This is a genomic window from Mucilaginibacter angelicae, assembly GCF_042434235.1.
Classification (GTDB): Bacteria; Bacteroidota; Bacteroidia; order Sphingobacteriales; family Sphingobacteriaceae; genus Mucilaginibacter; species Mucilaginibacter angelicae.
On record NZ_JBHLTS010000021.1, the window covers coordinates 366,388 to 379,659 of the forward strand.

Sequence of the window (13,272 nt, forward strand, 5' to 3'; positions counted from 1 at the left end):
CAATGACGGTTTCTTTTATTTTTAACGGTTTCTAAGTAGCATGGCTTATAAAAAAACCCTGTCGGCATCTTGCCGACAGGGGTTTTTTATAGAGATTAACATCAGGGCTGATATGAATTTTATTCTTTAAACAGCAAGGGAGCAAGTTCGTAAAGGCTGCGGCGCCAGGTAAGAAACTCGTGAGCGGTATTTTCTGATACGAAAGATACCGCATCATAGCCTGCCGCTTTTAGCGCAACCACAGCATTTTTAACGCCGTCAGGCCTTTCTTTGCTGCCACAGCTTATAAATATCAGTTTAGGTTTTGTCTTGTCTTTAAGCTCGTCAGGCGAATAAGTGCCACCGCTGAGCAGGGCATAATAGGCAAAAGTCTCCGGCTTGTTTAATGTGATCATATGTGTTTCCATACCACCCATTGACAATCCTCCCATAGCTCGGTGAGCTCTGTCGGCCTTCGTGCGGAAGCTGGCATCAACGTACGGAACAAGTTCATCCGTCAAAACTGTTTGAAACGGATCGATCTTAAAACTTTTAAATGCACCGGGGCCCGGCCTCACATCATTGGTCATCCCATATGTCATTACAATAATGAATGGTTGTATTTTACCGGTTGCTATTAAGTTATCCATGATCAGGTTGGCATGGCCCTGGTTACTCCAGGCGGTTTCATCTTCACCCCAGCCATGCTGCAGGTATAGTACCGGGTATTTTTTTGATTTGTCCTTCTCGTAGCCCGGTGGTGTGTAAACGAAAGCCCTGCGCGAGGTATTGGTGCTTTTGGATGGAAAAAGGATCTGCTGTACATTGCCATGCGGAACATCTTTAAGTGCGTAAAAATCCTGGTCGTGTGCGGGTATTTCAATACCGCTTTCCCAGCGTGTAGAGCCGTAAAAATTTAATGTGCCCGGATCGTTAAACACCCCGCCATCAATAGTTAAATGGTAGTAGTGAAACCCTTCATCCATTGGCCCCTCTGTGGTGCCGGTCCAGAATCCGTCGGCTCCTTTTGTGAGTTTAGTGCCCCCGCGTCCGCCAAGACCGAGACTAACTTTTATACTGTCGGACTGTGGGGCCTTAATACGAAAGCGCGCGTATCCCTGCGAGTTTACCTGGGGGTACTCTTGTCCCGGCTGGTTATAGGTGGATGGTTTAAAATCGTCGGCTATTGAATTTGAAGCCGTTTGTGCCATGCAGAGGCTGGAGGCAAATGTAAATGCCAGTAAGGCAAATAAGCGTTTGGGTTTCATAATTGAATATTGAGGTTTATATATTGTGGATTTAGCTAAGTGACCGGGCTGTTTTAATCCTGTAGACTGCCCGGGATCTGATAATGGATTAAATTGTTATTAATTGTTTTTATTACACATATTTGATTTGCTGTTTTGGCTTGATTTTACCCGGCAAGGTTTTCGTTATTTACTAAAAATTGATCCGGGATAATATCTTTTTTAAATAGTTTAATAATGGCGATTCTGTTATTTTAGGCTGCTTTTCTTTTACAGTAAAAGTATTTTTATGCCAAAAGCAAGGCACGCAGTTTTTAGCATAATTTTACAACGTTTGTCGATAACGGGCTTACTGGCATCATTGCCACAAAATCGTTTATATGCACTTTTGTACAATAATTACCGGTGTAATTGAACAAGTGTGTTATTTCTTTGAACAAAAGTTTGCCTGTTTCATCGTCATAAAATGTAAATTTGGATATTGATGTACTTCAAAAACATCGATCAAACCAATTTTAAAACCATAATTCATAAACAATTTTTTCTGCGGCTTGCCTGCATTGGAAATTATAACCTGTCACTTATGATGCATTCTTTACCCCAATTATATGCGCGTAAAACGGTGTATGCCGCGCTGACCGGCTTTGCGCGGGTTGTACTGACGCCGGTTGTTTTAACTGTTCTCTGTATCCAGGTATATGCACAAAAACCTAACATCAAGTTCACAGCCTTAACAACTAAACAGGGATTAATGGGTAACGCCGTAAATACCATCATAAAGGATGTTAACGGAATGATATGGATAGGCACGTCAGAAAGCCTTTACAAGTATGACGGCAAGCGATTTAAAGTTTATTCGTTGGGTATAAAAAGGCAGGTAGAGCCCGGTTCGAACGAAATAAGCAGTATAAGCATGGACCGTACCGGTACGCTATGGGTAGGTACCATTGGTTATGGTCTTTACTATTACGATCGGGCTGCGGATGTTTTCAAAAATTTTGCTTCACCCTTAAAGGGACAGCATTTAAGTCAGGGCGTCGTTACCGCTGTATGCTCAAATAGTAAAGGTTATATTTGGGTAGGCACTGTAGATGGCCTCGATGTGATCGATCCGGACCGGAAGCATATCAGCCATTTTGAAACCGGAACAGACAAAGCAGACCAGATACCGGTTAAAAGCATGGGCTACATTTTTCAGGACAGTTACGGCAGGATGTGGGTATGCACCAGTGCGGGTTTGTATTTGTATGATGAAACGCATAGACGCTTTAAAGCTTTCCGCCATCAAAAAAATGATCCGCGCAGTTTACCATCAGATGTTGTAATGACCGTTTCGCAGGATAAAATGGGCAATGTTTGGGTGGGTACATCCAATGGTTTGAGCCGCCTGGCGAAAGATGGCGAACACTTTATCAATTATTGTTATAATGATAAGGATGAACATTCATTGTGCGGTGATATTGTTTACAGCATAGCAGCCGACGACAAAGATCATATTTGGGTAGGTACAGAAGGGGGCCTTAATATCATGAACATCAACACCGGGCAATCCATCCGTTACCGTCATGACCCGCGTGACCCGTACAGTCTTAACAGCAAATCTATTCGAAGCATTTATATCGATCCCGATGGCATTTATTGGGTAGGGACCTACATGGGGGGCATCAATAAATACGACAAGAACCTGACTTTATTTAATTATGTTCAATCTACCGAGTTAGACCCTTATGGCCTGAGTGCACCTATTGTATCATCATTTGCACAAAAAAATGATAATGAGCTGTATATAGGTACGGACGGCGGCGGCCTTAGTGTATTCAACAACAAAACCAACCGTTTCAGTCATATCCCCATAAAACCCAAGGAGAAAATAAATTCGGCGGGTTTGCCTATCCTCGCTATGCTGCTGGATCATAAACAGCAACTTTGGATAGGAACATTCGGGCACGGACTTTTTAAACTTAACACAGCGAACAACGCCTATACACAATTCACCAGCGGTACCGGAAAGCTAAACATTAGTCAAAATAATATTTTCTGTTTTAAGGAAGATCGCCTGGGTAATATATGGATTGGTAATAACGGCGCCGGTATTGATATTTTTGATGCGAAGGCAGATAGTTTCCGCAGATTTGCGCCGGCTATTTCGCCTGTAAAAGGTTATAAATTTCCCTCAAACGGCTATATCAGGGCCTTTGAAGAGGATAATGACGGCAATATGTGGATAGGCTCATATGGCACCGGCATCGCTATTTATAACCCTGGTACAAAGATGTTCGATATTCTTAACCCGGCCAATACCGGCTTGCCAATAGCAGAAGTTTTATCCTTAAAAAAGGATGCCGGCGGGAATATGTGGATAGGCACAAACGGCGACGGCCTTTTCTGTTATGATTATCGGCATAAAAAGGTAACGGCATTTAAATATAATAGCCAATTACCCAACGGGGTGATTTGTAAAATTTTACAGGATAAAACGGGTAATATATGGTTCAGCACCAACCAGGGCATTGGCCGGATTGACCCGGCAGACGAGAAGCTTTACGTTTATTGCCATGATAATGGCCTTCAAAATAATGTGTTTTTAAACGGATCGGGCATTATTGCTGCAGATGGCACGCTCTATTTCGGCGGGGTGGATGGGTTTAATTATTTTAGAGGCTCAGATGTGAGGCTCAATAAAAAATTGCCGCCGGTTGTGTTAACTACCTTGAGTATTGACAATAAGCGGATTTCGCCCGATCATGACAATCCATTACCTGTTAACATTAGTGAGGTGCAGCAAATCACCATCAAGTATAAGCAGGATTTCTCCATCAACTTTGTTGCGCTTAATTATACCCTTCCGCAACAAAATCGTTATTCCTACATATTAGAGGGGTTCAGCAATTCATGGAAAAATGCCGGTACTTCAACAACTGCCAGTTATACTAACCTTGATCCGGGTGAATACACTTTCAGGGTGAGGGCTTCCAATAATGACGGAAAATGGAATGATACCGGTACTTCTTTGAAAATTATAGTGAAGCCACCTTTTTGGATGACCATCTATGCTTATGTGTTTTATGTTTTGCTGGCTTTCGGCGTGTTATTGCTCATCCGCCGGCAAGGTGTTAAAAAACTTAAAAAGAAACTGCATGACGAGCAGGAACGCAAAGCGGCTGAAGCCCGTCATGAACTGGATGAAATGAAGATCAAGTTTTTAACCAATCTGAGCCATGAATTCCGGACACCGATATCTTTGATAATGGCACCGGTTGATAAGCTTCTTGAACAGCCTAACACCGGACCTGTTGCTGAGCAATTGGGCGTAATCAAAAGAAATTCGCGCAGGTTGCTTAACCTGGTCAATCAGTTACTTGATTTCAGAAAACTTGAGGAGAACGAGCTTAAGCTGAATTTGGTTGAAGGTGAGTTTATTTCTTTTGTGCGTGAAGTTGCCGATTCGTTTTACGATCTGGCCAATAGAAAAAAGATCTCAACCGTTTTCAAAACAGCCGGGGAACGGTTATTTGCCAAGTTTGACCACGACAAAGTGGAGCGGATATTATTTAACCTGCTATCCAACGCGTTTAAATTTACCATGGCTGGGGGACAAATTACCGTGGAAGTTACCGCCCCGGTTATTTCGGCCGATGGCAGTTCATACCACCTTAGTATCTCGGTTGCAGATACAGGCACAGGCATATCACCCGAACAGGTAGGCCATGTTTTTGACAGGTTTTATCAGGCAGATGCCCAGCCGGCTATCCTTAACCAGGGCAGCGGGATAGGCTTATCGATAACACGCGAGCTTGTGCAGCTGCACGGCGGCCAGATCAGCGTGGAAAGTGAACCGGGTAAGGGATCAACCTTTTCTTTAACGATTTCATTGCCGGCAATAAATTTGTCAGAAACAGCAATGCCAGAGCAAGATATGCCGATGGTAATCTCCGGCTTTGTTGAAGACGATAAGGACAGCAGGCCCCTGCCTGAGATTGCAAGAGGTGTTAGCCGGCTGCACGTGCTGATTGTTGAAGATAATGATGATATGCGGCATTACCTTGCCGAAAACCTGGGTGCCACTTATAAAGTGTCGGAGGCGGTTAATGGCCGTGATGGCTGGCACAAAGCGCTTGCTGTACACCCCGATCTGATAGTTAGTGATATCAGTATGCCCTATATGGATGGGATACAACTAAGCTGTAAACTGAGGGCCGATAAACGGACCAGTCACATCCCGATCATCTTATTAACGGCAATGACCAGTCAAAAAGAACAACTTGCAGGGCTGGAATTGGGGGTAAATGATTACCTGACCAAGCCCTTTAATTTCGATATCCTGAATATCAAGATCAAAAACCTGCTTCATTTAAATAAGTCGCTTAAGGAAACCTATCAAAGGAAAATAAAGGTTATCCCTGCAGATATGGATATAGAATCCTCATCAGAGCGGTTTATTAAAGATGTGGTGATGTATATTGAGCAAAACATAAACAATCCCAAGTTTTCTGTTGAAGAGATCAGCCATCACTTTAGCATGAGCAGGGGATCGTTCTATAGTAAGATCACCGAACTCACCGGCGAACCGCCTGTGGAATTCATCCGCTCGATAAAACTGGACAAGGCAACCGTATTACTGGAAAAAACTGATCTGACCATTGCCGAGATCGCATATTCCATCGGTTTTTCTACGCCTCATTATTTTACTAAATCATTCAAAGCAAAATATAACATCTTACCATCCGAATACCGGGTGAAAAAAGTAAATGTTAAAAGCGTGGCTTAAAGAAGCTGTTTAAAAATGAAGAATATCGTTTACAGATAGATAAAACTTCATTGCCGTTGGCTTTAACCAACGGGATAATTGGTAGCGATAAGAAGGCTTCAGCCCAAATCTGCTGCATAATTAGGCTAAAGCCAGGACTTTTCAACTCTTTTACCGTTGGTTAAAACCAACGGCAATGAATGTGTTTTAACAGCTTTTTAGGTGATAAAAGCGAGCTCAATGTTATCTACCGGTGCTCCCTGTTGGTTGAACAGGTAAGGGATCGGTAGCAGGCTGTGATTTGTAACCGAGCAGGCTGAGCATTTTTAATCCATACCTTGTGCCTAACATTCGGTAGCCCTCTGCTGTGAAGTGCAATTTATCAGGTGCAGCCGGGCACCCGTTTGAGTTGATCACGTACGCGTTAGGGATAACATCCGGGAGCTTATCAATTATCTCGTTCATCGCGGCACATTTGCCTTCCTGATCTGCATTAACCAGTTCGCCGGCCAGCAAAGGAACTTTTCTGGGTTTGAGGTGGAGATCTTTGATAAGCATATCGTAAATGCTTTTTACTTTTTGAGTCCAAAGGGTATCGTTAGGGTTTGATTCCCCCTGGTGCAGCAAGATCCCTTTGATCACGCCATGCTTTTGTGCCAGTTTAGCCATCTCCACCAAATGGCCATAAGGGTCTCCGCCGTATTCATTGATCATGTTCACCATCCAGGCTGGTGCGGTGGCTGCATAGCTCTTGTAGCTGCCTTCCTGGAACAATTCAATTTTACAACCTGCCACCGACACATTGACAATCCCAACTGTTACATCATGAGGCAGGGTGGCTATTAAGGTACGACCGAAGTAGTCGGCCGGAGTAAGGCCGGTGTTGCAGCGTGCTAAAGGTGGTACTGCAGTATACCAGTTGCCTTTGGTACGTTTAAGGTTGGGGCAGTCAACTGTTTCCAATACTTGTAAGCGCGGGTCGACAACGGTGTCCTGTGGTTGAATGCGTGCGTTACCTTCCATATTCGACTGGCCGAAGCACAAAAAGATATAGAACTTTTTGTTTTGGGCAGACGCGGCGCCGGTAAATAATGAGATGATTACGAACAGGCTGAAAGAAAGAGCTCTTGTATTCATTGTATGTTTTGAGGTTTTTATAGCGGGCAAACAGCCCGGCAGCCACTCAATAAAAGTAACTGAACAACCAAATAAGCTATTACAACAATTGTTGAAAGTGCTATAACAGTTGTTGAGGGCAGCGTTGATCCCAATAGTATTGAGAGCCAGCTAAAAGTTTAGTGGCCCGCAAGCAAAAGGAACAGATCGCCTTAAAAGCATTTGGATTGTTTCAACCGCCGTAAACCAATGTGTTAACCTTTTCAACATGCGTGTCATTTAAAGTTTATGCTGCTCAATACTTTTGACTGCGCAAAGCAGACTAACGCCAAACTATATGAACCTTAAAAAAAGTTTACTGATAGATAAGTCGACTGCAGTGGAGCTTTCTATTTCAATTTAAATAGCATCAACCATAAATAGTCAATACGAATAAAGAACCTCTCCTTATTACTTTTCTTTTTTAAAATTGGTTATAAGGGCAGCGCGAGGCTGTCCTTATTTGTTTTAGATGAGCGCAAAGCGGTACCGTATATGGCTAAATATTTAATCTTTCTATCGTCGCCGCCCTGCAAAATTTATTGTTTTAACAACACTTAAATATTGCAATTTCCAGGTGTATCGCAATCGATTGTATTTTACCTCCAAATTGATAAGCCAATACAACTTTTTAACGAAAAAAAAGCACTAATCTTTAGCTTGTTTTTATTTTATTGTTTGTTTAAATTATTGTAAGTCAATTATTTGTGATTTGTTTTTGACCAAAACGACACCGGCATCCGCGGTGCGCCTACCTTATTTTTCTGATCATGTAACTGTTGCTATCCTGAAAGGAAATCCTGATCTACAATGTTTGCTTAAACAAATGTTGTAAGATTCAGATAAAAATTGCGCTATTGACAAAACCACTCAAGATACTTTTACACTCATTGTTTTGACCAGCTGAAGGTCGTTACAAAGGTGCAGCCAACAAAACGGTATGCCGTCATACCAATTATAAACTTGTGTAATAAAAAGCGGGGTCATTATGGCATCTGTTGTTTTCGCTTAACGCGAAATAAATGACTTACAGTTTTGTAGGGATTATCAACAGTGCCAATTTGAATATCGAACACCGAAGCGACGCGTTCGACGATTTTTAAATGATAACAAACCTAAATATTAATTATCAATCACTTAACACGAAAATTATGGAGAGACAAAAACACATTTTCAATTCCGGCTTAAGCCCGGGCATCTGCTTCCGGCAACTTGCAAATCATCTTTTAATTCCGGTAACGGTGCCTAAAAGTGAGTCAGAACGATTTTAAGGCATTTGCTATATAAACGATACGGAAAATGTTGTGTGCAAATTTGAAATGCCACCTTTTTTCTATCGAAATAAAAATTTTAAACCTTAACAACATGAAGTATTCTTTACAAAAATTTTATAATAAGAGATGGCGTTACGCTACGCTCATCTTTACCGGATGTGCATTAGCCATACCGTCGGTGTCAATTGCGCGTACCGGTGGTAAGGCAGGATCATTAAATGGCGTTACCGTTAGTGAAAATGGAGCGTTGAAATTAAAACCCGCCTTTAACGTTTCGGGCAAAGTTACTGACGAAGATAACCAACCATTGGCCGGCGTGGCGGTTGCAATAAAGGGCACAACGCAAGGCGTAACAACTGATGCCAGCGGCAACTTTAAAATAACAGTACCCGGAAATTCAGCCGTACTCGTTTTCAAGTTAATAGGCTTTATTCAGCAAGAGGTTACAGTAACCAGCGGTACTGAGCTAAAAGTGCAAATGAAAAAAGACACTAAGAGCCTGGAAGAAGTAGTTGTGGTTGGTTATGGATCACAAAAACGTGCTAAAGTTACAGGAGCGGTGTCATCAGTTAGCGGTAAAACCCTGGCCTCTTTACCTGTAGGTGGTATTGAAGCATTACAAGGCCGTATAGCCGGTCTTACCGTGACCAGTAATGGCAGTCCGGGAACCGGGGCCATCATTTCATTACGCGGTATCAGTTCCGTGAATTTCGGATCTGATCCTTTGTATATCGTGGATGGCTATCCTGGTAGTCTTACAGGTGTCGATATTAAGGATATTCAAAGTATCGATGTTTTGAAGGATGCCAGTGCCGCGGCGATCTATGGTTCACGGGGTACAAATGGTGTTATCATCATCACCACTAAAAAAGGTAACAATAATAGCCGCACCGAGGTTACTATTGACTCCTATTATGGCATACAAAACGTTATCAAAAAGTTTGATCTGCTTAATACCCAGCAATACCTGCAATATGAGCGCGCGCTTAATGGCGCAGCCGGCATAGCATTACCGCCTCGTCTGCAGCCAGATAACTTCAACAAGCCAATTTATGCGGGTAGCTCTCAAACCTTTGCCCAAACCAATACCAACTGGCAGGACGCGTATTTCAGGAGTAATGCTCCGATACAGCAGCACAATGTGGCATTGAGCGGTGGCAACGCGGTGACCCGCTTTTACACTTCGGCAAATTACTTCGATCAGCAGGGTATTGCTCAGGGCTTGAGCGCCTACCACAAGGCATTTCGCGTTAATGCCGATCATACGGTCAGCAAATTCCTGTCGGTTGGCGAAACATTCAATGCCATCGTCAATCATCAGCTTTACGGTGTTGACGCGGGTAACCGTACTGCTATAACAAACGTGGTGCGGATGCAGCCATATCTGCCAATCTACAATCCAAACAACGCGGGCGGGTTCATGGGGCCACTAAACAGCTTCGACGGCTCGGATCCAACCAACCCGATTGAAGCAGCCAAACTGATCAACAATACCAATCATGGTTTCACTATCCACGGTAATGTTTACGCTACGTTGAAGTTTGCTTCATGGCTTAACTTTAAATCAATTTATGGTATTGATTACGGCACCAACAAGAACAATACTTACACGCCTATTTATAATGACGGTGGTACTTCCCAATCGCCAACCGCAGTTATTAATTACACCAGGGGCTCGAGCACTACGCAGTTGTTCTCGCAACAGCTTACTTTCGATAAAACCTTTGGCAGCAAGCATCACGTTAACGCTGTTTTAGTTTACGAAGCCCAAAGCTCGCGCGGCGATAACCAGGTTTCAACGGGTAACCAAAATACCAACACGGTGAAAACACTAAATGGTGCGACTAACCTTTACACTAATTTTACCTATGGCACAAACCTCCTTGTTTCGGAAGTGGCCCGCGTTGGGTATGATTTTGAAGGCAAATACCTGATATCAGGCTCTATACGTCGCGACGGTCTCTCTGTGTTTGCTCCCGGGCACAAACATGAAAGCTTCCCTGCCGCGTCGTTAGCCTGGAAGGTAGACCAGGAAAATTTCATGAAGTCGATCAAGTCAGTTTCGTCATTGAAACTAAGGGCCGGTTATGGTGTAACAGGTATTAACGGTACTGTATTGGGTAACTATCCTTATTTGCAGCCTATATCGGCTAACATAGCTACCTATCCGTTCAACGGTTCACTGGCCGATCTTGGAAACGCCTCATTTTACAGCGGTTTAAGTAACCTCAACCTGTCGTGGGAAACAACCAAACAAACCAACATTGGTTTGGATCTGGGTTTATTCCAGGATTCTTTTACATTATCCGCCGAGGTTTATACCAGGAAAACCGACAATCTTTTGTTAACAGTACCTACGTCGCCCAGCCTTGGTTTTAATGGCGCCGGGACCTTAGCTAACGTAGGATCGATGCGGAACCGCGGTTTTGAGGTTACTTTAGGTTACCATAAAACACACGGCGAATTTAAATATGATATCATGGGAACCTTTGCCCTGAACAGAAACAGGGTTTTAACGCTTAATACAGCCAACGCTTCAATCACAGCCGGCGGCGATGCCGATTACGGCGGCGGCGGTCCTATAACCAGTACCGTGGTTGGGCAACCGGTTCAATCATTCTTTGGCTATATTACAGACGGGATATTTCAAAACGCGGCCGAAGTTACAAATTCGGCTAAGCAAACAGGTGCCGCTCCGGGCGACATCAGGTACAAGGATGTAAACCACGATGGTGTTATCAATGATGCCGATCGTACCTTTATCGGTAGTTATCTGCCAAAATTCACCTATTCGTTAAACTATAGCGCGTCCTATAAAAATTTCGACGCGATAGTGTTTTTCCAGGGCGTTTACGGCAATAAGATATTCAATGCCGAAAGGATTATTCTGGAAGGTATGCCAAGGCTTTTCAACGCAGGTACTAATGTTTTAAAAGCATGGACACCTACAAATACCGGTACAAATATTCCGCGCGCCATCTCAGGCGATCCGAACAGTAACGTAAGGCCTTCAACCAGGTGGCTTGAAAGCGGCTCGTATCTGCGGGTTAAAAATATGCAGCTCGGCTATAATTTTCCTACCTCATGGTTAAGGTCAAAAACCGACAACGCGCTGAACAGGCTCAGGATTTATGTGGCATCAACTAATCTTTTAACATTTACTAAATATAAAGGTCTTGATCCCGAAATCGGCTCACGTAATGGTACCCTCACCAACGGTATTGATTACGGCCAGTATCCGCAGCCAAGAGAGGTTCAGTTGGGTTTACAGGCAACCTTTTAACGATTAATTTAAAAAGATACAGAGATGAAAACTAAAAAAATATATCTATGGTCGGCCCTTACAGCTATTATGGTAACGGCGATGGTTAACTCCTGCAAAAAAGGATCCCTTGACACAAGCGACCCTAACAATGTGACAACTAACCAATATTACAAAACCAGCGATCAGTTAACCAAAGGCGTAAACGCTATTTATGTTTCCATTCATAGCTTGGGACTGGTATCAAGAGAGTGGTTTTTTATTCACGACCTCAGGAGTGATGAGGTTGCAAGTGGCGGCGGACAGCTTGAGGCCCCAAGGGGACAGATGCTCAACGGTAACGGCGATCCTACAAACCCGGTGATGAACTCCGTTTGGAATACCTGGTACATCACTATTTTCAGGGCGAATGTGGTTATTGCAAATGGCCCTAATGTAACTGATAACACGGCTACGCGTGACCGACTGGTTGGCGAGGCTAAGTTTTTGCGCGCCTGGGCTTATTTCGACCTGGTTTCGCAATGGGGAGGGGTACCAGTTTATACAACGCCTTCTAAGGCAGTAAGCGATTTTCAGCCACGCTCATCCGAAGCTGAGGTTTATGCTTTAATTGTTAAAGACCTTCAGGATGCCGCAGCTGTTCTTCCTGAAAAGACCGGTACCGATAAAGGCCGGGCAACTGCCTCTGCTGCAAACGCCATGCTGGGCCGCGTATTAATGCAAACCGGCGACTACGCTGGCGCCAAGGCCGCGCTTTTAAAGATCCCTACAACCGGAGCAAACGGCTATACCCTTACTGCCAGGTACCTTGATAACTTTGAGGAGGAAACTGAATTTAACAGCGAGTCCATCTTCGAGATCGTATTTGTTGACAAAGGAGATAGCGGGTTTAACTGGGGTGGTGATAGTCCTACAGAAGCACAGTCTACCGTGCGTAATCAGGAATACAATCCGATAGCATGGAGAAACCTTATCCCGTCAAATAAATTGATTAATGAATTTGAAAATACAGCTACCGGCGCGGCAAAATCTGATCCCCGCTTTCATTACACCCTTTATCAATCGGGCGACACCTATAACAAAGGCGCTTCGGTACTGACAGACGGCGATCAGAATGGTAACTCTTCAGTGATGAACGGGGTTACTAAAAAAATCAGTTTCCGTAAGTTTATGATCATCTACAAGGAAGGTTTGCCGGCAGCAAGTTTCCACCCGGGCGGTAATAACCAACGTATTCTTCGATATGCCGAGGTTATATTAATGCTTGCCGAATGCGAAAATGAACTTGGTAATACTGCTGCCGCAGTTAATTATCTTAATATGTTACGGGCACGCGCGGACGTTGCCATGCCACCTTATCCAACGGCACAATTTCCGGTTGCCTCAAAAACTGATGTTATAAAAGCAATCATGCACGAAAAAATGGTTGAAATGGGTGATGAGGAAGTAAGGAATATCGACATCCTTCGCTGGAGGAAAAAGCAATACTTCACCACCGATCCGTTCTCATATTTCAGAAAAGGAAGAGATGAGCTGTTACCAATTCCTCAGGCCGAGCTGGATAACAACCCTAAAGTAAACGGGCATCAAAATCCCGGTTATTAATAA

At 43.6% G+C, this 13,272-nt stretch carries 5 protein-coding genes; 3 read left to right on the forward strand and 2 right to left on the reverse strand.

From position 1 onward, the window contains the following. Positions 1-119 precede the first annotated feature (119 nt). Positions 120-1,247, reverse strand: coding sequence for an alpha/beta hydrolase-fold protein (locus tag ACFFGT_RS11180; protein ID WP_377022612.1), 1,128 nt, complete (start codon positions 1,245-1,247; stop codon positions 120-122). Positions 1,248-1,809: 562 nt separating this feature from the next. On the opposite strand from ACFFGT_RS11180, the gene ACFFGT_RS11185 reads away from it, so the two are divergent. Next, positions 1,810-5,994 (forward strand): hybrid sensor histidine kinase/response regulator transcription factor, encoded by a 4,185-nt coding sequence (locus ACFFGT_RS11185; RefSeq protein WP_377022613.1) that lies wholly within the window; start codon positions 1,810-1,812, stop codon positions 5,992-5,994. Between the two features lie 222 nt (positions 5,995-6,216). Here ACFFGT_RS11185 and ACFFGT_RS11190 read toward each other — a convergent pair whose 3' ends face one another. Further along, complete coding sequence (locus ACFFGT_RS11190) at positions 6,217-7,110, reverse strand: sialate O-acetylesterase (protein WP_377022614.1); 894 nt, start codon at positions 7,108-7,110, stop codon at positions 6,217-6,219. Between the two features lie 1,383 nt (positions 7,111-8,493). On the opposite strand from ACFFGT_RS11190, the gene ACFFGT_RS11195 reads away from it, so the two are divergent. Further along, the gene (locus ACFFGT_RS11195; protein WP_377022615.1) at positions 8,494-11,685 is read left to right on the forward strand and encodes a SusC/RagA family TonB-linked outer membrane protein; all 3,192 of its coding nucleotides are present in this window, start codon (positions 8,494-8,496) and stop codon (positions 11,683-11,685) included. A gap of 24 nt (positions 11,686-11,709) precedes the next feature. Beyond that, complete coding sequence (locus tag ACFFGT_RS11200; RefSeq protein WP_377022616.1) at positions 11,710-13,269, forward strand: RagB/SusD family nutrient uptake outer membrane protein; 1,560 nt, start codon at positions 11,710-11,712, stop codon at positions 13,267-13,269. Positions 13,270-13,272: the final 3 nt, after the last annotated feature.

Excerpts from the sequence above, each read along its gene's own strand:
- ACFFGT_RS11195 (WP_377022615.1), top strand. The coding sequence starts at position 8,494 with ATGAAGTATTCTTTACAAAAATTTTATAATAAGAGATGGCGTTACGCT.
- ACFFGT_RS11200 (WP_377022616.1), top strand. The coding sequence starts at position 11,710 with ATGAAAACTAAAAAAATATATCTATGGTCGGCCCTTACAGCTATTATG.
- ACFFGT_RS11180 (WP_377022612.1), bottom strand. The coding sequence starts at position 1,247 with ATGAAACCCAAACGCTTATTTGCCTTACTGGCATTTACATTTGCCTCC.
- ACFFGT_RS11185 (WP_377022613.1), top strand. The coding sequence starts at position 1,810 with ATGATGCATTCTTTACCCCAATTATATGCGCGTAAAACGGTGTATGCC.
- ACFFGT_RS11190 (WP_377022614.1), bottom strand. The coding sequence starts at position 7,110 with ATGAATACAAGAGCTCTTTCTTTCAGCCTGTTCGTAATCATCTCATTA.